The sequence below is a fragment of the Luteimonas sp. S4-F44 genome, from assembly GCF_022637415.1.
Classification (GTDB): Bacteria; Pseudomonadota; Gammaproteobacteria; order Xanthomonadales; family Xanthomonadaceae; genus Luteimonas.
Genome location: NZ_CP093340.1, coordinates 2,570,990 through 2,589,944, shown reverse-complemented (window position 1 = coordinate 2,589,944; position 18,955 = coordinate 2,570,990). Strand labels below are relative to the sequence as shown.

Sequence of the window (18,955 nt, the reverse complement as noted above, 5' to 3'; positions counted from 1 at the left end):
ACGTGCAGCCGGAGGAAGGGAAACTCGGTGGCTGGGACGTCGCGCGTCGTGGCGATGGCGGACGCCGGCAGGGCCGGGGTCCGGGTCGGGCGGGGCGCGGCGGCGGCCGCGCCAGAATCATCGGGTCGGATCCACGCCATCGGCATGGCTCGGGGTGTCGCTGTGGTCGGCGATGCCGGCGACGGCATGCAGCGTCCACATCAGCGAGGCTCGGAACATCGGGCCGTGGGTCAACCCGGGGAACTCGCGGTAGCTCACCTGCAGGCCGTCGACACCGGACAGGCGCTCGGCGAGGCGGTGCGCCGCGTCCGGCGGCGCGGCTTCGATGCGGCGCAGGTGGACCTGCACGCGCGGGTCGGACAGGTCGCGGTGCGCGACCTGCCGCGTGCGCTCACCCTCGCCCAGCCCGATCAGCACGCGTGCGTGGCGGCCGGCGTTGTTGGTCACGAATCGCTGCTCGGGCGCGCCCAGCAGCGCGCCATCGCCCCACCACAGCGACGGGCTGCCGGCAGCGTAGGTGTCGAAGGCGCCGGTGCGCGTGTACAGCGCATGCAGCGCGAACAGGCCGGCCAGCGAATGGCCCCACAGGGTTTGCCGTGCCGGATCGGTTTGTACCCGCCGCGCGATTTCGGGCCGGATCGTGCGCTCGATGGTCTCGAGCATCGCATCGGCGCCACCACCGCCGACGATCGTGCCGCCGCCGCGCACCGGACGTTCGCCTTCGAACGGGGTGTAGTCGCGCGTGCGCGCCTGCGAGTCGATCCGCAGGTCATTGGGATAGCCGACGAACACCAGCGCATGCGGCGCCGGCTGCGCGGCGAGCTCGGCCAGCAGTGCGTCATCGAATTCGACCAGCGCGGCATTGCCGTCGAGCATCCACAGCGCCGGATAGCCGGCCGCGGGTGCCGGCGCCTTCGGCACCGCGACGTGCACGCGCCAGGTGCGCTGGCCATCGCGACTGGTGACGTCGAAGCGCTCGAAGGCGTAGTGGGGCGAGGTGTGGTCGGCGACGGTCTGGCCGATCGCACGCGTGGGATCGCGCTGCTGCGCGGCCGCGGTCGACGGAACGGCCTGCAGTGCGAGCAACAGGCCGGCGGTCGCGGCCAGCGTCGCCAGGCGAATCCGGCGGTGGGTCGTGGGGCGGCGGCTGTGCATGGGCGTGCGCATCGAGGGGTCAGAACCCGATGTTGGTGCTGACGAACCAGGCGCGTCCAGGCTCGTTGTAGGTGTAGGCGCCGGCGCCTTGGATCTCGTTGGGCGTGCCGAGGTTGACGCCGGAGGCGTTGCCGCGGCGGAAGATGCGCTTGTCGAGCAGATTGTCGACACCCAGCGTGACGCTGACCCGGTCGGTGATGCGGTAGCGCCCGCTCAGGCCCACCAGCGCGTAGGGCGGCATGCGGTCGGCGGCACTGCCGGTGACCGGACGGCCCTGGTAGTCGAGGCGCTGCGGCACCTGCTCGCCGTAGAACGTCGCCTTGGCCAGCAGCGACAGGCGCGCGCTGGGGCGCCAGTCGAACGCGGTGTTGACCGTGTATTCGGGAATCGTCGACAGCGCGTCGCCGGTGCTGCGGTTTTTCGACTCGAGCATCCAGGTCACATTGGTGTTCCAGCGCAACGCCTCGGCCAGCGGCAGTTCCACGCTGCCCTCCAGGCCCTCGATCACCGCCTTGGGAATGTTGTCCCAGCGGAACACGTCGACGTTGCCGACGCGATCGATCGCGACGTGGCCGGCCTCGACCTTGTCGCGGTAGTCGTTGCGGAACCAGGTCAGGCCGGCCTGCACGCGGCCGTCGGCGAATTGCAAGCCCAGTTCCTTGTTGACGCTGGTCTCGGCATCGAGCGCGTCGTTGCCGACCAGAAAGCACGGGCCGCCACCGCCCCAGCAGCCGATGCCCGCGCTGTAGAGCGCGTAGCCGGCGTTGCTCTGATAGAGATTGGGCGCCTTGTAGGCGCGGGCGATGCCGGCGCGCAACGTCCAGGACGGCAGGAACGCGAACGCGGCGCTGACCGCCGGGCTGAGGTTGCCGCCCAGCTGGTCATGGTGGTCGTAGCGCAGCGTCGGCGTCACGGTCAGCGCGTCGCCGATGTAGAGGTTGTCCTCGACGAACACCGAGGCGATGCGCGCATCGCTGCGGCCGGTCCACTGCGTCGGCGGCACCGGCACGTTCGGCTGCGGATTGCGGTCCTTCAGGCCGGAGGCGTTGTCCTCGAGTCGGCTGTCGACCCATTCGGCGCCGACCGTCAACACGTGGTCGACGCTGTCGCCGGTCATCGTGTGGTTGACCTCGCCGTGCAGGGTGAGCGTGCGCAGGTCGATGTCGCCGAAGCCGCCGTCGACGATGAAGATGCCCTCGGTACCGCCGGCCAAGCCTTCGAGCAGGCGCGTGTTGCGGGTCTTCTCGATGGCGGCGTAGGCCAGCGAGCGGGTGGCCTGGCCGTACTCGCCGCGATGGCTGACGTCGAAGGTCCGACGGTAGAGCCGGTTGGTCTCCGCATCGATCCACTTGAGCACTTCGGGATTGCGGTTGGTGTTCTGGGTGTCGCCGGCGTAGAGGTTGCCCTGGCGACTGAAACCGGCGCCCACGTCGATGCGGTGGCCGGGCAGCACGTCCCACAACAGCTTGGCCGAGGCGTTGCGGTTGCGCACGCCCTCGCGTCCGGCGGGGAAGGTGCCGGCATTGCTGCCGCTGCGCTGCGATGCGTGGTCGCGGTTGATGGCGAAGTCGTCGGACTCGGCTTTGCCGGCGCTCCCTGACAGGCGGAACGACAGTCGGTCCGACAGCGGCCCGCTCATCTGCACACCAGCGCGCTGGCTGCCGCCATCGACGCCGTGGGTGGGCACCAGCCCATAGACGTTCAGCGAGCCACCGACCTGCGGGCCCGGTGCGCGGGTGACGATGTTGACCACGCCGCCCGCTGCGCCGCTGCCGTAGCGCGCCGCGGCCGGGCCGCGCAGCACTTCGATGCGCTCGATCTGCTCGGGCGGCACCCAGCCGGTATCGCCACGCGTGTCGCGCTCGCCGCGCCAGCCGTAGCGCACCGAGTTGCGGCTCGACACCGGGATGCCGTCGACCAGGATCAGGGTGTTTTCCGGGCCCATGCCGCGGATGTCGATCTGGCGGTTGTTGCCGCGCTGGCCGCTGGTCGAATTGCCGGTCAGGTTGACGCCCGGCAGCGTGCGCAGGAGTTCGGCGATGTCGTTGCGCGGCGGCTGGCGCTCGATGTCGTCGGCGAGCACGGTGGACGCGCCCAGCGCCTGGCGTGCGATCTGCTCGGCGGTGACCCGCACGGTGTCGAGTGTCTTCGCATCCTCCGGCGTTTGGGCCAGGGCCGTGAAAGGCAGCAGCGCGGCGATGGCGCAGGCCAACCGGGCGGGACGGAGGGGCGGACGGGGGCGGACGGGCATGGGATCTCAGGAGACGGCGCGAGGCGAGTCGCGTGAAGGCCTCGTTATTTTATGGTTTATGAGATTGATTCTCAATCGTGATGTGACCGTCGTGCGGGTCGGCCAGCGAACCGTGCACGCTGCGGCCGCTCAGAAACGCGCGGTGGCCCCCACGAACCAGGTTCGGCCGCCGGCGTCGTAGTTGCTGCCGTCTTCCAGCGTCGATTCGTCGGTGAGATTGCGCACACCCGCGCGCAGCGTCAGGTGGGCGTTGACGTCGAAGCCGCCGACCAGGTCCCAGGTGGTGTAGGCCTTGGCGAACGTCGGGCTGGTGGCCGAGATCAATTGCTCACCGACATGCTGCGCGCTCAGCGACAGCGCCCAGGCGTCGTCGATGCGCCAGTCCAGCGAGGTGTTGGCCGTGAGCTTGGGCACGACCAGCAGGCTGGCGCCGGTGGTGCGGTTCTTCGACTCGAGCATCCGGGTGGCATTGGTGGACCAGCGCAGGCGTTCGTGCAGCGGCACGACGATGCTGGCCTCGAGGCCGCGGGTGCGCGCCTCCTGGATGTTCTGCGCGACCGTCCACCAGAACCCGTTGACGTAGCTGCTGTCGAAGCCGGGCAGTGCAATGAGCGGCATCTGCTCGATCTTGTCCTCGAAATCGGTGTGGAAGTACGTCGCCGCCAGCGACCAGCCGCCACGATCGAAGCCGGCGCCGATCTCGTAGTTCGTACTCGTCTCCGGCTCGAGGTTGGGATTGCCGGCCATGTAACAGCCGCGCGTGCCGTCTGCGTTGGGCCGATAGGTCGGCGAGGTGGTGTCGTTGGTCCAGCCCTCGGGCGCGAGGCTGCGGCAGCCGTTGCCACCCGACTGGGTCGCCGCGCCGGCCGAACCCTGCTTGAGGTTGGGGGCGCGGAAGCCGCGCGAGACGCCGCCGCGGACGGTCCAGTCGCGCGAGGGATGCCAGACTGCATAGACGCGCGGGCTCAGGTTGTCGTCGTAGTTCTCGGTGTTGTCCCAGCGCAGGCCCAGCGTCAGCGTCAGGGTCTCGTGCAGCGACAGGTGGTCCTCGACGAACAGCGCCCAGGCATCGGCCTCGTTTTTCGGGCTGATCCGGCCACTGCCGGTCCAGGTCACCGGCACGGTGCCGATGGTGTCGAGGTTCTGCAGTTCCTCGCGCTTCCACTGTCCGCCGACGTTGAGCGCGTGCGGGATGCCCCAGTCGAAGCCGGTGTTGAACACGGCGTCGAGCACGGTCTCCTTGGAGTGGTTGCCCACCGCGCTGCCCTCGTCCTCGTACTCGTTCTGGACCAGCGTGGTCTTGGAGGTCGAGGCATCGCCGTAGCGGCCGTCGTGCGTGACCACGTAGCCGGTGTGCACCAGCTTCGACAGGCCCCAGGCACTGACCGCCTCGCTGCCCACGTTGCGCTGCACGCCGCGCGAGGCCTCCAGGCCGATGGTGTGGTCGCCGTTGATGCGCCAGTTGAGCAGGGCGTTGGCGTTCTCGGACTTGGTGCCGGGGGTCCGGGCGAAGCCCGCGCCGGTATCGGCATCGCGATCAGTGAGGTTGGCGCCGACGCGCAGGCCCAGACGGTCGGTCAGCGGGCCGCTGAACTGGGCGCCGAGCTGGATGATGTCGCCGCGCGCGTTGTCGCTGGGGCGGCTGTAGTTGTAGGTCGCCGTGCCGCCCCATTCGGGCGCGATCTTGCGGGTGATGATGTTGATCACGCCGCCCATCGCGTCGGAGCCGTACAGCGACGACATCGGACCGCGCACGACCTCGATACGCTCGATCATGTCCGGCGACAGCCAGTTCAGATCCTGCGGGCCCAGGTCGTCGCGGTAGTTCACACCCGCCGAATTGCCCTGGCGGCGCCCGTCGATGAGGATCAGCGTGTACTGCTCGGGCAGGCCGCGCAGCCGGATCTTGGACTGCGCGCCCGACAGCGCGTAGCCGCCAGTCACGCCCGGGATCGTGCTGAGCAACTGCCCGAGGCTGCTGACCGGTTTGCGCTCGATCTCCTCGCGCGTGATCACGCTGATGCTCGCCGGGGCGTCGCGGATCCACTGCTGCACGCCGGTCGCGGTGACCACGACGGTATCGAAGTCGGTCGCCGCCGGTGCCGGCGCGGTGGACTGGGCGGCGGCGGGGTGCGCGAGGACGAACCCAACCAGGGCGGCCAGGGGACGGAAGGCGTGACGGCGTGACATCAGAACTCCGAAGGGCGTCTGTGTAGGAGGAGGGCAGGAGGTTGTGGGTGCCGACATCCGGCGCCCACGCAGGAAAGTGAATGATACTTATTTGCGAACGGTTCTCAACAATAGATCTGCTACAGCTCGCAAATGAGAGTTGGTATCATTTGGCAGCGTCGTACCGCCCCACTTCGGGGATGCCGGTCGGCGCGGGGCGGCGGTTCCGTCGTCCCTGGCCCTGTCGCCGGCGCCGCCGGCGGATCGAGATTTGCGCATGTCCGCTGTTCCCGCGTCGCCCCCTCGCGTGCCCGGCCTGTCGGCGCTTGTGTTCACTGCGTTCGCCGGGACGATGGCGATGATGGCGTTCGTCGCTGTCGTCGGCCCGGTCGTGCGGTTGCTGGGGCTGGCGGAGTGGCATGCCGGCTTGTCGGTGACCGCCGCCGGCGTGCTGTGGATGCTGGCGGCGCGCCGCTGGGGCACGCTGAGCGATCGCATCGGACGCCGGCGCGTCCTGCTCGCAGGCCTGGTCGGCTATGCCCTGGTCTACATCGCGATGGCGGTGTTCGTCGATCTGGCGTTGCGGCATCCGCCGGCGGTGCTGCTGTCGGTGCTTGCGCTGGTCGCCACGCGCGCGCTGGTCGGACTGTTCTATGCCGCGGTGCCGCCGACTGCCGCGGCGCTGGTCGCCGACGCAGTGCCGGCGGGGGCGCGCGGCGCGGTCATGGCGCGGCTGGGCAGCGCGAACGCGATCGGCATGGTGCTGGGCCCGGCAGCGGCCGGTTGGATCGCCTATCGCAGCATCGCGCTGGCGCTGTACCTGGCGGCGGCGCTGCCGCTGCTGTCGCTGCTGGTGCTGTGGTGGCGGCTACCCGCAGCGCCAGTCGCGTCGGCGCCGCGATCGGGCCCGCGCCAGGCGATGCCGATTGCCGATCGCCGCCTGCGCCTGCCGGTCTACGCGGTGTTTGCGGCGATGGTCTCGGTGACGATCGCGCAGGTGGTGGTCGGATTTTTCGCGATCGACCGGCTGGGTCTGTCACCGACCGACGGCGCGCGCGCGGCCGGGTTGTCGCTGACTGCGGTCGGCCTGGGCCTGATGTGCGCCCAGGCGCTGGTGATGCGATTGCGCACGGTGCCGCCGGCGCGCTGGATCGCGATCGGCGCGCTGATTTCGGCGCTGGGGTTCGCCGCGTCGGCGCTGGTGGCCGTGCAATGGCAGTTGCTGCTGGCCTATGGCGTGGCGGCCTTCGGCATGGGGTTCGTGTTTCCGTCGTTCCAGGCGCTGGCGGCCGATTCGGTCCAGGCGCATGAGCAGGGTGCGGCCGCCGGCACGATCGCCTCGGTTCAGGGCCTCGGCATGGTCGTCGGCCCGCTGCTGGGCACGCTGCTCTACCGCGTCTCGCCCAGCGCGCCGTATCTGCTGATCGGTGTCGTGCTGCTGGTGCTATCCACGGCCGCCGCGTGGCACCTGCGCGAGGCGGCGCGATGACCGAATCGGCGTTCATGGCAGGGCCCGAAGCGATCGTCGGCGACGGCGATCCCACTGCGGCATCGACCTGGTTCCGTCTGCTCGGTCCTGCGCGGCGGATCGCCGCCGAAGGCCGGCAGGCAGCGCTGCCTGCGGGGCCGACGTCGACGCTCGGCGCCCGGGTGGCGGCGTTTTTCGCACAGGCGCGCACCGGGCCGGACGTGCTGGTCGGGGCGCTGCCGTTCGACCCGCACGGCGACGATGCGCTGTACCAGCCTGCGCGTGTGGCGACGGCGGATGACACCCTGGTGGCCGCGACCTGGCCGCCGCCAATGTGCGGCCAGGTCGCCGAACCGGCGGCCGATGCTTATGCGACGGCGGTCGCGCGCTGTCTCGAACGCTTGCATGCGGCGGACGCCGCCGAGCCACTGCGCAAGGTCGTGCTCGCGCGCAGCCTGCGGATCGATGCGGCGTCGCCGATCGATCCTCTCGCGTTGGCGTCGCGTCTGGGCGCCGATGTCAGCGTGACCGCCTATGTCGCGCCGCTGCCGGTGGCCGCGGGCGAGGCACCGGCCTGGCTGGTCGGCGCCACGCCCGAACTGCTGATGTCGCGCCGCGGCCTGGAGGTGGTCTCGCATCCATTGGCCGGCTCGGCGCGCCGCGCGCGCGACCCGGCGCAGGACGCGCGCGCCGCGCAGGCGCTGCTGGCCTCGGCCAAGGACCACGACGAGCACCGGCATGTGGTCGAAGCGATCGTCGACGCGCTCGCGCCGCTGTGCAGCAGGCTGCAGGCGCCGCCAACGCCGGCGCTGCACGCGACCGCGACGATGTGGCACCTGGGCACGCGGATCGTCGGCACGTTGAAGGATCCATCACTGTCCTCGGCCGCGCTGGCCGGCCTGCTGCATCCCACGCCGGCGGTCTGCGGCACGCCGCGCGAGGCCGCGCTGGCGGCGATCCGCGCACTCGAGCCGGTCGATCGCGGGTTCTACGCGGGCGCGGTGGGCTGGACCGATGCGCAGGGCGATGGCGACTGGTACGTGTCGATCCGCTGCGCGCGCGTGCAGGGCCGCACGATGCGTCTGTTCGCCGGTGCGGGTATCGTGGCCGGCTCGCAGCCGGCGCTCGAGGTCGACGAGACCGCGGCCAAGTTCCGTGCGCTGCTCGATGCATTGGACATCGACGACGTGCGCGCTGCCTGATTCGATCGAGGATGCCATGAGCGACACTCCCGCCCCGCAGCGCCTGCCGCTGCGCCAGGTCTGGCCCGAGGCGCAGGCCGCGCACTACCGCGCGGCCGGTTACTGGCGCGGCGAGACCTTTCCCGGTTTCCTGCGCGCGCGCGCGGCGGCGCATCCCGATGCGATCGCCGTGGTCGGCGGCGCGGTGCGCTGGAGCTACGCGCAGTTGTGGGCCGAGGCCGAGCGCATCGCCGCCGGTCTGCTGGCCCAAGGCCTGGCGCCGGGCGATCGGGTGGTCGTGCAGCTGGGCAACGTGCCCGAGTTCATCGCGGTGGTGTGCGCGCTGTTCCGCGCGCAGCTGGTGCCGGTGTATGCGTTGCCGGCGCACCGGTTGACCGAGGTCGCGCATTTCGCGCGCAAGGCCGAGGCGAGCGCCTACGTCTGCGCGGAGAAGTACGAAGCCTTCGATTACCGCACGCTGGCGCGTGAGTTGCAGCGCGAGGTGCCGGCGGTGCGCCACGTGTGCGTGGTCGGTGATGGTGCGGAATTCGGGTCGGTCGCCGCGCTCGACGGCGATCGCGCCGCGCTGCCGGGCGATCCGGATCCGCAGTCGGTCGCCTTCCTGCAGATCTCCGGCGGCAGCACCGGGCTGTCGAAGCTGATCCCGCGCACGCACGACGACTACATCTACAGTTTCCGCGCCAGCAACGACATCTGCGGGATCGACCGCGACAGCGTGTATCTGGTCGCGCTGCCGGCTGCGCACAATTTCCCGATGAGCTCGCCCGGGTTCTTCGGGGCACTGTACGCCGGCGCGCGTGTGGTGCTGAGTCCGGGGCCGGGCCCGGATGTGGCGTTTCCGCTGATCGCGCGCGAAGGCGTGACCTGCGTCGGCCTGGTGCCGCCGCTGGCGCTGCTGTGGGCCGACGCGGCAGGCAAGACTGCGCACGACCTGTCGAGTCTGCGGGTGGTGCAGGTCGGCGGCGCCAAGCTGGTGCCGGAAGCGGCGCGGCGGGTGATCGCGGGGCTGGGCTGCACGCTGCAGCAGGTGTTCGGCATGGCCGAGGGCCTGGTCAACTACACCCGGCTCGACGATCCGGAAGCGGTCGTGGTCCAGACGCAGGGGCGGCCGATCAGTCCCGACGACGAGGTGTTGATTGTCGACGATCAGGGCGCGCCGGTGCCGGAGGGCAGCACGGGGCATCTGCTCACGCGCGGTCCGTACACGATCCGCGCGTATCACAATGATCCGGTGGCGAATGCGCGGTCGTTCACCGATGACGGGTGGTACCGCACGGGCGATATGGTCCTGCGGACGGCCGAGGGCAATCTGGTGGTGCAGGGACGGGCGACCGATCACATCAATCGGGCGGGCGAGAAGATCTCGGCCGAGGAGATCGAGGATCATCTGCTCGCGCATCCGCAGGTGTTCGATGCGGCGGTGGTGTCGATTCCGGACGATTTTCTTGGCGAGCGCAGTTGTGCGTTCGTGATTCCGGGTGAGGTGCGGCCGCGGCCTGCCGAGTTGAAGGCTTGGGTGCGTGGGCGGGGGTTGGCGGGGTTCAAGGTGCCCGATCAGATCGTGTTCGTGGATGCGTTCGGTACGACGGCGGTGGGCAAGGTGAGCCGCCGTGAGTTGCGTGCGCAGTTGCGCGAGCGGTTTCTTGCGGAGCAGGGCGCGTGATCAGGGCGCGTATCACCGATGGTGCGCTTGGCGTGGTTACTGGCCGCCCGTTCGCGGTTGCCGCGTTAGTGGGGCATCGGCCTGCTGGCCGGCAGCCGCTTGTCCCTCGGTCAGAGCGTCGTGCCCTGACTCTGGTGTGCGCCATCGGTCACCCGTCCGCTTCCGCGACTTCGGATGGGCATCGGCCTGGTGCTCGGCAGCCGCTTTTCCCTCGGTCAGGGCATCCTGCCCGGACTCGGGCGCGCGCGCCCTCCGCTTTGCGGAGCGGTCCGGCCCGGCGCAGCACGCCGGGCGTTCGCCCGTTCGCGCGGCCTGCGCCGCGCAGGCAGAGCGGGCTCACCCCTGGCGCGCTTGGCGCGGCCACCGGCCATCAGTCCGCTGCCGGCGACGTGTCGATGGTGCCTTCGGAGAGTTCGGCGCTGCGTTTTGAAGCAGATCACCTGGCGTCTGCGAATGAGGCGAGTGTCGGGCGTGTACTGACGACTGCAGATGGATTGAGCGAGTAGACATGGGCCTTCCGACGATTCCTGTGTACCCGTTGCCGACGGCGGCCGAGTTGCCGGCCGCGCGTGGGCCGTGGCAGCCCGAGGCCGATCGCCTGGTGTTGCTGGTGCATGACATGCAGCGCTATTTCCTGGCGGCCTACGAGGTGCAGGCCGCGCCGATCGCGCCGGCGATTGCCAACCTGGCACGGTTGCTGGCGCATGCGCGCGGACGTGGTATTCCGGTGGTCTACACCGCGCAGCGCGGCAATCAGGATCGGCGCGATCGTGGGCTGCAGGCCGATCTGTGGGGCCCGGGCATGCGTGCGGTGCCCGAGCACGAGACGATCGTCGATGCGCTGGCGCCGGCCGATGGCGACCATGTGCTGGTCAAGCATCGTTACAGCGCGTTCCAGCGCAGCAACCTGGAGACGTTGATGCGGGCGCGCGGTCGCGACCAGGTGCTGATCACCGGGATCTACGCGCACATCGGCGTGCTTTCGACGGCGACCGAGGCGTTCCAGCGCGACATCCAGACGTTCGTCGCTGCTGATGCTGTCGCCGATTTCACCCGCGCCGACCATGACATGGCGCTGCATTGGATTGCGCGCACCTGCGGCGTGCCGCTGACCACCGACCGAATTCTGGAGCTGTTGCGATGAGCGATCCCCTGACCTTGGCGCGCATGCGCGCCGACATCGCCCGACAGTTGGGCGAGGCGCCCGAGGATATCGGCGATGACGACAATCTGATGGATCTGGGCCTGGACTCGATGCGCGTGCTCGGTCTGGTGATGAAGTGGGGCGAGTCCGGCCTGCCGCTGGAGTTCTCGCACCTGGCAGAGCACACCACGCTGGCCGGTTGGTGGCGCGTGGTGCAGGACCTGCAGCAGAAGCGCGTCTGATGGCCGAGGCGGTGAAGGCGTCCGTGGCGTCGGTCGCCGGCGATTGGCCGTTGACCCAGGCGCAGTCGGGCCTGTGGTATGCGCAGCGGTTGGCGCCGGACAACCCGGCGTTCAACACCGCGCATGCGCTGTGGATCGACGGGGCGCTGGACGTGGACGCGTTCGTGCGCGCGGCCGAGCAGGCCGCGGCCGAGGCGTCGGCGTTGTCGCTGCGCATGCGCGATACCGCCGAGGGTCCGCGGATGGACGTCGATCCCGAGCATCTGCCGCCATTGGAGGTGGTCGATCTGTCGCGTACGGACGCGCCCGAGCGCGCTGCGCGGGCGGCGATGGCGCGTGACCGCGATACGCCGGTCGACCCGACGCGCGACCGGCTTGCGCTGCAGCGGCTGTACACGCTCGGCGACGACCGGTTCGTCTGGTACCTGCGCGTGCACCACCTGGCGACCGACGGCTACGGCATGGCGCTGCTGACCGAACGCGTGCTGGCCCTGTACGGGGCCGCGCGAGGCGGGGCCGACGCGGGCGCGCCGTTCGCGCCGCTCGAGGCCGCGATCGCCGAGGACGCGGCCTACGCCGTGTCGGACAAATGCCGTCAGGACGCTGCCTACTGGCGCCAGGCGTTGGCCGGTATGCCGGCGGTCTCCGGCCTCGGCGCGGGCTTCGCGCCGGCCGCGCATGGCTGTCATCGCCTGAGTGTCGGCCTCGATGCTGCGTTGCGCGCCGGCCTGCTTGCGCTTGCGCAGCGGCTCGAACAGCCCTGGCCGGACGTGTTGACCGCGCTGGCCGCCGAGTACTGCCGGCGCATGGCCGGGCAGGCGGAGGCGGTAGTCGGGGTGCCGTACATGGGCCGACTGGGCAGCGCAAGCGCGCGGGTGCCGGCGATGGTCATGAACGTGCTGCCGCTGCGCGTGCCGGCGATGCCCGGCGCGTCGCTGGCCGACTTCGTGCAGGCGACCGCGCGCGCGTTGGTGCGCGGGCGACGCCACGGCCGCTATCGTGGCGAGCAGTTGCGCCGCGACCTCGGCTTGATCGGCGGCCAGCGCCGCCTGCATGGCCCGCTGGTCAACGTGCAGCCGTTCTACCGGCCGCCGCGGTTGCATGGCGCGCAGGTGCGGCTGGAGATCCTGGGGACCGGACCGATCGACGATGTGACGATCGGCTTCCGCGGCGACGGGGCGACCGCGCTCGAACTGGAGTTCGAGGCCAATCCGGATCTGTACGGCGCCGACGAGATCGCCGCGCACGCGCAGCGGTTGCAGGCGTTTCTCGCCGCGGCCTGCACGGCCGATGGCATCGATGACATCCCGTTGGCGACAGCGGACGAGGCGCGGCGCGCGCTGGTGGACTTCAACGCGACCGCGCACCCGCTGCCCGATATGACGCTGGCTGCATTGATCGAGGCGGCAATGGCGGCGACACCAGACGCGCCGGCGCTGGCCTTCGGCGACACCACGCTGACCTACGCCGAGCTCGATCGCCGGACCCGCGCTCTGGCGCGCGCACTGCAGGCGCGCGGACTCGGCCGCGACGATGTTGTCGCGGTCGCACTGCCGCGCTCGCTGGAGCTCGTGGTCGCCCTGGTCGCGGTGCTGCGCGCCGGCGGCGCCTACCTGCCGCTCGACCTTGCGCACCCGGACGAGCGGCTCGCCCGCATCCTGCGCTCGGCCCAGCCGCTTTGCGTGCTGGCTGCGCGCGACACCGCGCCGAGGTGGCCCAGCGACGTGCCGCTGTTCGCGCCGGACGACTGGCCCGCCTTCGGCGTGACTGGGATGGGAAGCGAACCCTCCCCCGCCAGCGGGCGAGGGCTGGGTGGGGGCGAACGCCGCGACGCGCCCGGCCCCCACCCGTCGCCTTCGGCGCCGACCTCCCCTGCACGCGGGGGAGGTGGAACTGCCGATGTGCCGTTCGTGTCCCCGGCACAGCCGGGCGATGCGGCCTACGTGATCTACACCTCGGGCTCGACCGGCGAGCCGAAGGGCGTCGTCGTCGAGCACCGCGCGATCGTCAACCGCCTGGAATGGATGCGCACGCATTACCGCATCGACGCGTCCGATCGCATCCTGCAAAAGACGCCGGCAACCTTCGATGTCTCGGTGTGGGAGTTCTTCCTGCCGTTGATCGCGGGCGCAGTGCTCGATGTCGCGCCGCCGGATGCGCATCGCGATCCGGTCGCGTTGGCCCGGCTGATCCGCGAGCGCGGCATCACCACGCTGCATTTCGTGCCGTCGATGTTGGCCGCGTTCCTGGCGGCGCCCGATGCCGACGGGCTGGCCGTGCGCCGGGTGTTCTGCAGCGGCGAGGCGCTGGATGCCGACCTGCGCGATCGCTTCCACCGCAGTGTGCGCGCCGAGTTGCATAACCTCTACGGGCCGACCGAAGCCGCGGTCGATGTGAGTTTCTGGCCGGCCGGCGCCGACGACACCTCGCGCCCGGTGCCAATCGGCTTCCCGGTCTGGAACACGCAGCTCGATGTGCTCGATGCGCGCATGCGCCCGCTGCCGCCCGGCGTCGTCGGTGACCTGTACCTGGGCGGCGTGCAGCTCGCGCGCGGCTACCTCGGTCGTGCCGACCTGACCGCCGAGCGGTTCATCGCCGATCCGCATCGGCCCGGTGGGCGTCTGTACCGCACCGGCGACCTCGCGCGCTGGCGCGCCGATGGTGCCGTCGAATTCCTCGGTCGCAGCGACCACCAGGTCAAGCTGCGTGGCCTGCGCATCGAACTGGGCGAGATCGAGGCGGCGATCGTCGCCAGCGGACAGGCCGCCCAGGCGGCGGTGATCGTGCGCGAGGACCGCGCCGGCGACCGACGCCTGGTCGGGTATCTGCAGCCGGTCGACGCCGGTGCGTTCGATGCCGAGGCGCTGCGCACGGCCGTCGCCGCGCAGGTGCCCGACTACATGGTGCCGGCCGCGTTCGTCGCGCTGGACACCTGGCCGGTGACGGCCAACGGCAAGCTCGACCGCGATGCGCTGCCGGCGCCGGCGTTCGATGCCGGGGCGTTCGTGGCGCCGCGCACCCCGACCGAGGCCGCGGTCGCCGGCTTGTTCGCGCAGGCGCTGGGCGTCGCGCGTGTCGGCGGCGATGGTGACTTCTTTGCGCTGGGCGGCGATTCCTTGTCGGCGGTGCACCTGCTGCTGTCGATCCAGCGCCGGTTCGGTCGCGATCCGGGCCTCGGCGCGTTGTTCGCGACGCCGACGGTGGCCGGCATCGCCGCGCTGCTCGATGCCGACGAGGCCACGCCCGATGACGGTCTTGGCCCGACGATCGCGCTGGCGCGCGGTGATGCGGCGCCAGCGCGTGCGCCCCTGTTCGTTGTGCATCCTGCCGGTGGCATCGCGTGGTGCTACCGGGAGCTGGCACGCGCCCTGCGTCCCCGGCGCGACGTCCACGGTCTGCAGTCGCCGGCGCTGGATCTGGCGCAGCCGCTGCCCGGCAGCATCGACGCGCTGGCCGACGACTACGCCCGCCGCGTGGCCGCGCTGCAGCCGACTGGCCCGCTGCACCTGCTTGGCTGGTCGGTCGGCGGCATCCTCGCCCAGGCGATGGCGGTGCGGCTGCGGGCGCTCGGTCGCGAGGTCGGCCTGCTCACATTGCTCGATGCCTATCCCAGCGAGTGCTGGCGCGCCGAGCCCGAGCCTGATGCGGTCGATGCGCTGCGGGCGTTGCTGGCGATCGCCGGTTACGATCCGGACCGCCATCCCGAGCTGCGCAGCCGCGAGGCGATCGTCGAGTTCCTGCGCCGCGGCGACAGCGCGCTCGGCAACCTGCCGGGCCACGTGCTCGACGGCGTGGTGCGTGCGGTCGTCGACACCAATCGGCTCGTGCGCCGGCACCACCACACGCGCTATGACGGCACACTGCTGCATGTGCGCGCCGGCCTCGACCACGTCGACCGGCCGCAGCTGCAGTCGGCGTTATGGCAGGCGCACGCGGCGCGGGTGGAGGCGGTCGAGTTGCCGTTCCGGCACGGCGAGTTGACCGGCCGCGACGCGACGGCGGCGATCGCGCCGCTGCTCGACGCGCGGCTGGCCGCCTTCGACCCACGCCCCTGAGCGCGGCGGACGATGCGCCGGGCGCGCGTTGAAGTCTCAGGCCACAGTGTACGACCACGTCCACGCCCCATTGCGGAGACCCTCATGCAACTCACAGGATTCGAAGGCCGGATCGCGCTGGTCACCGGCGCGGCCGGCGGCATCGGCGCCGCCGTGGTGGATCTGCTGCGCGCCAGCGGCGCGACAGTGATCGCGACCGACGTGCGCGCGCCCGAACTCGCCGCGGCGAGCGGCGTCGCGCCGGCCCATGCGTTCGCGCTCGATGTAACCGACGCGGCGGCGGTCGATGCGCTCATCGCGCAGGTGGAGGCCGATGTCGGGCCGATCGACCTCGCCGCGCATGTTGCCGGCGTGCTGTCGACGACCCCGGTGCTGGAGACTAGCGATGCGGAGTGGCGGCGCACGTTCGCGGTCAATGCCGACGGCGTGTTCCACGTCGGTCGCGCACTCGCCCGGGTCATGGCGCCACGCCGCCGCGGCGCGCTGGTCGTCGTCGGGTCCAACGCCGCAGGTATCCCGCGCCATGCGATGTCGGCCTACGCGGCGTCGAAGGCCGCGGCGACGATGTTCGTGCGCTGTCTGGGGCTGGAGCTCGCGCCGCTGGGCATCCGCTGCAACTTGGTTGCGCCGGGGTCCACGCGCACGCCGATGCAGACCGGGATGTGGGCCGATGCCAACGGTGAGGCCAAGGTCATCGCCGGCAGTCTGGCGACGTTCAAGAGCGGCATCCCGCTCGGCAAGCTCGCCGAGCCGATGGACGTGGCGAATGCCGCGATGTTTCTGCTGTCCGAGCAGGCCGGCCATATCGCGATGCAGGACCTGTACGTCGACGGCGGGGCGACGCTGCGGGCCTGAGTCGATCGCGTCGCGCGTTGCGCGCGCGGCACGCCGTCACGCGTCCGTCGGCACGACGAAGACGAGCGCCGTGCGCGGCGGCACGGTGAAGCGGCCGCGCGCGGCGTCGATCCGGGCGGCGTCGCGCGGACGTGGATCGGCCGCCTCGGGCGCGCGGTGCACCGGATGCAGGGTCCACGCGCGCCCGGCAAGCTCGGGCGCATCGAGCGTGCGCGCCTCATCGGCGACGTTGATCGCGTAGAGCACGTCGGCAAAGCCGGCATCGGCCAGCCCGCGGCCGTCCAGGTGCCCGGCGACGAGTTCGGGGTCGGCATCGGCGCCGGGAAAACGCAGGCGGGCCTGGACCTGCGCGGCGTCGGGCAGGCGGAACAGCGGCGTACTGGCGCGGATGCGCAGCAGGTCCAGGCTCATGTCGCGCGTGCGCAGCACATCGCGCTGGTCGGGGCGGATGCGCATCGCATCGGCCAGCAACGGGCGCATCAGCGACCAGTTGGCGCTGTTGTCGGGCGCAGGCGGCAGGCCGGTGCCGAAGCCGTGTGTAGCGCCGGTCCAGTCGATGCGGTTGAACCAGTCGCCCGAGTCGAAGCTGTTGCGGTCCAGCGACTTGGAGCGCAGCAGCTCGACGCCGGCGTGCAGGTAGGCGATGCCCTGGCTGAACGCGGTGGTGGCGATGGCCAGCACCTGCGCGTTGACGCGCGCATCGGCGTCGGCATCGGCCGGCAGGCGGAACACGTTGATGTCGAACAATGTCTGGTTGTCGTGGTTCTCGACGTAGTTCACGACCTCGGTCGGCTGGGTCGCAAAGCCGGCCGGCTGGCCGGCGTAGTCGATCTGCGCGAGCGTGCGGCCGTCTGGCAGCCGGTAGTCGCGCAATGTGCCGGCCAGGCCGACGCGGACCAGCTCGGCCTGGCGCCGCAGCAACGCCGCATCGGCGTGGCCGTGGATCCAGCCACGGTGGGCGTGCAAGGCCGCGCCGCTGTCCGAGGGCGCGCCGCCGCGCACCGCGTCGCGGGCGCGGTCGCTGAAACTGCCGATGCCGGTCCCTCCGAGCGACCGCTGCGAGGCCTGCACGAAGCGCGCGCCATCGGCGACCTCGCCGAAGTTCCAACCTTCGCCCAGCAGCTGCACCGGGCGCCCGGCCGCGGCGTCCACGCGCGCCTGCAACGCGACCATCGCCGCACGCGGCTGATGGCCCATCAGGTCGAAGCGGAACGAATCGATACGGTAGTGACGCACCCATAGCTCGGCCGAATCGATCATGAGCTTGGCCATCATCGCGTGCTCGGTCGCGGTGTTGGCGCAGCAGGTCGAATGCGCGACGCGGCCGTCGGCGTCGTAGCGGTGGTAATAGCCCGGCACGATACGGTCGAGCACCGAGTGTGGGTCTTGGCCCCAGGCGCTGGTGTGGTTATAGACCACGTCCATGCCCACGCGCAGATCGAGCGCGTGCAACGCCTGCACCATCTGCCGGAACTCGACGATGCGCGCGGCCGGGTCCGTCGCGTCGCTGGCGAAGCTGCCCTCGGGCGCGTTGAAGTGCAGTGGATCGTAGCCCCAGTTGAAGCAGTCCTGCGCCGCGACCGCCATGACCGCGGCCTGTTGCGCAGCGCTGTCGGGCGCCGCATCGGGCACATCGGGCGTGACGCAGCCGACCTCCGGCACCGTGGCCAGATCGAACACGGGCAGCAGGTGCACGTCGGTCACGCCGGCCGCGCGCAGCCGGCGCAGATGGCGCACGCCGTGCGAGTCAGCCTGTGCGAAGGCGGTATAGCGGCCGCGCTGGGCTGCCGGTACGCTGGCGTCGTCGCGCGAGAAGTCGCGCACGTGCAGCTCGTAGACCACCTGGTCGGCCGCGGTGCGGAGCGCGGGCGCGGCGTGCGCGTCCCAGCCCTCGGGCTTGAGCGCGGGTGCGTCCAGGTCGAACACGACGCTGCGCCGCGAGTCGGCGGTCAGCGCGACGGAGTAAGGGTCGGTGACGCGGTTGCGGACGACACCGGTGCCCGGCACGAACACGTCGACCAGCCACAGATAGGACTGGCCCGACAGGTCGCCGGGGACCACGGTCGACCAACTGCCGGTCGCGGCGTCGCGCTCGAGCGTGCGGACCGCGGCGGCCGGTGCGTCGGCAGCGTCGTAGAGGCACAGCGCGACCGACTGCGCCGTGGGCGCCCACAGCCGGAACGCGGTTCCTGCGTTGTCGGGCGATGCGCCGAGCGCCGGCAGCGTGGTTGCTGCGGCGTAGAGGTCGTCGAGGGCGCCGGCATGCTGGATTGCGGTCGCGGCGAGAACGCGGCCGTGCGCGTCTTCGTGCACCAGCAGCAACTGGCTGCGATGCAGCGTCGACAGCGTCGCGTCGTCCGCGTCGGTTTCCAGAGTGACGCCCTCGCCGACGAAGCCAAAGCGATCGCGCAGCGCCGCGGGCACCTGAGCTGCGCGCACGACGAGCTCAAGTGCGCCATCGTCGCCTTGCACGCGCGCGCCCGGTCGGACGATCAACGTGGCGTCGGCGGCGTGATACAGACGGAAGCGGGTTCCGGCTGCGGCCGCGGTGCCCGGCCAGCGCAACAGATGGCGATCGAGCCAGTGGGCGCGGGCGTGATCGGGCAGCGCGCCGGCCTGGACGGGGTGCAGCGTGCGCGCGACGTCGGGCGCGTCGCAGTCGGCCAGTGCGCCGGGAGCGGCGAGGGCACCGCCGCAGGCCAGCAGACCGGCGGCAAGCGTTCCGTACCGCGCGGTGCGCGACAGGCGCAC

The 18,955-nt window shown here is 71.2% G+C and carries 11 protein-coding genes; 7 read left to right on the top strand and 4 right to left on the bottom strand.

Annotated elements, in window-relative coordinates; translation table 11 throughout:
* Positions 1-117 precede the first annotated feature (117 nt).
* The 3 genes from MNO14_RS11860 to MNO14_RS11850 all read right to left on the bottom strand — a co-directional run bounded on the left by MNO14_RS11860 (position 118) and on the right by MNO14_RS11850 (position 5,596).
* Positions 118-1,155 carry an alpha/beta hydrolase-fold protein gene (locus MNO14_RS11860; protein WP_241943934.1) on the bottom strand — a complete coding sequence of 346 codons (1,038 nt, stop codon included), beginning with the start codon at positions 1,153-1,155 and terminating at the stop codon, positions 118-120.
* 19 nt (positions 1,156-1,174) lie between these two features.
* Positions 1,175-3,406 carry a FepA family TonB-dependent siderophore receptor gene (locus tag MNO14_RS11855; RefSeq protein ID WP_241943933.1) on the bottom strand — a complete coding sequence of 744 codons (2,232 nt, stop codon included), beginning with the start codon at positions 3,404-3,406 and terminating at the stop codon, positions 1,175-1,177.
* A gap of 129 nt (positions 3,407-3,535) precedes the next feature.
* Positions 3,536-5,596, bottom strand: a complete 2,061-nt coding sequence (locus MNO14_RS11850; RefSeq protein ID WP_241943932.1) for a TonB-dependent receptor — start codon at positions 5,594-5,596, stop codon at positions 3,536-3,538.
* 256 nt (positions 5,597-5,852) lie between these two features.
* On the opposite strand from MNO14_RS11850, the gene MNO14_RS11845 reads away from it, so the two are divergent.
* From MNO14_RS11845 to MNO14_RS11815, 7 genes are all read left to right on the top strand, one after another.
* Positions 5,853-7,064, top strand: a complete 1,212-nt coding sequence (locus tag MNO14_RS11845; protein ID WP_241943931.1) for an MFS transporter — start codon at positions 5,853-5,855, stop codon at positions 7,062-7,064.
* Positions 7,061-8,245 (top strand): isochorismate synthase, encoded by a 1,185-nt coding sequence (locus MNO14_RS11840; RefSeq protein WP_241943930.1) that lies wholly within the window; start codon positions 7,061-7,063, stop codon positions 8,243-8,245. Before MNO14_RS11845 ends, MNO14_RS11840 begins: the two co-directional genes overlap by 4 nt.
* Positions 8,246-8,261: 16 nt before the next feature.
* Positions 8,262-9,908: an AMP-binding protein gene (locus MNO14_RS11835; protein ID WP_241943929.1), complete on the top strand. Its 1,647-nt coding sequence runs from the start codon at positions 8,262-8,264 to the stop codon at positions 9,906-9,908.
* 508 nt (positions 9,909-10,416) lie between these two features.
* Positions 10,417-11,052 carry an isochorismatase family protein gene (locus MNO14_RS11830; protein WP_241943928.1) on the top strand — a complete coding sequence of 212 codons (636 nt, stop codon included), beginning with the start codon at positions 10,417-10,419 and terminating at the stop codon, positions 11,050-11,052.
* Positions 11,049-11,294: a phosphopantetheine-binding protein gene (locus MNO14_RS11825; protein WP_183426800.1), complete on the top strand. Its 246-nt coding sequence runs from the start codon at positions 11,049-11,051 to the stop codon at positions 11,292-11,294. Before MNO14_RS11830 ends, MNO14_RS11825 begins: the two co-directional genes overlap by 4 nt.
* The gene (locus tag MNO14_RS11820) at positions 11,294-15,349 is read left to right on the top strand and encodes an amino acid adenylation domain-containing protein (protein WP_241943927.1); all 4,056 of its coding nucleotides are present in this window, start codon (positions 11,294-11,296) and stop codon (positions 15,347-15,349) included. The genes MNO14_RS11825 and MNO14_RS11820 overlap by 1 nt, the downstream gene beginning before the upstream one ends.
* 84 nt (positions 15,350-15,433) lie before the next feature.
* Complete coding sequence (locus tag MNO14_RS11815; protein WP_241943926.1) at positions 15,434-16,204, top strand: 2,3-dihydro-2,3-dihydroxybenzoate dehydrogenase; 771 nt, start codon at positions 15,434-15,436, stop codon at positions 16,202-16,204.
* Between the two features lie 36 nt (positions 16,205-16,240).
* Here the strand turns inward: MNO14_RS11815 and MNO14_RS11810 are convergent, their stop codons facing one another.
* Positions 16,241-18,955 (bottom strand): alpha-1,6-glucosidase domain-containing protein, encoded by a 2,715-nt coding sequence (locus tag MNO14_RS11810; protein WP_241943925.1) that lies wholly within the window; start codon positions 18,953-18,955, stop codon positions 16,241-16,243.

What these genes read in the sequence shown, in the direction of transcription:
- MNO14_RS11825 (WP_183426800.1), top strand. Translation starts at nt 11,049, where the DNA reads ATGAGCGATCCCCTGACCTTGGCGCGCATGCGCGCCGACATCGCCCGA.
- MNO14_RS11830 (WP_241943928.1), top strand. Translation starts at nt 10,417, where the DNA reads ATGGGCCTTCCGACGATTCCTGTGTACCCGTTGCCGACGGCGGCCGAG.
- MNO14_RS11815 (WP_241943926.1), top strand. Translation starts at nt 15,434, where the DNA reads ATGCAACTCACAGGATTCGAAGGCCGGATCGCGCTGGTCACCGGCGCG.
- MNO14_RS11820 (WP_241943927.1), top strand. Translation starts at nt 11,294, where the DNA reads ATGGCCGAGGCGGTGAAGGCGTCCGTGGCGTCGGTCGCCGGCGATTGG.
- MNO14_RS11860 (WP_241943934.1), bottom strand. Translation starts at nt 1,155, where the DNA reads ATGCACAGCCGCCGCCCCACGACCCACCGCCGGATTCGCCTGGCGACG.
- MNO14_RS11845 (WP_241943931.1), top strand. Translation starts at nt 5,853, where the DNA reads ATGTCCGCTGTTCCCGCGTCGCCCCCTCGCGTGCCCGGCCTGTCGGCG.
- MNO14_RS11850 (WP_241943932.1), bottom strand. Translation starts at nt 5,596, where the DNA reads ATGTCACGCCGTCACGCCTTCCGTCCCCTGGCCGCCCTGGTTGGGTTC.
- MNO14_RS11835 (WP_241943929.1), top strand. Translation starts at nt 8,262, where the DNA reads ATGAGCGACACTCCCGCCCCGCAGCGCCTGCCGCTGCGCCAGGTCTGG.
- MNO14_RS11840 (WP_241943930.1), top strand. Translation starts at nt 7,061, where the DNA reads ATGACCGAATCGGCGTTCATGGCAGGGCCCGAAGCGATCGTCGGCGAC.
- MNO14_RS11855 (WP_241943933.1), bottom strand. Translation starts at nt 3,406, where the DNA reads ATGCCCGTCCGCCCCCGTCCGCCCCTCCGTCCCGCCCGGTTGGCCTGC.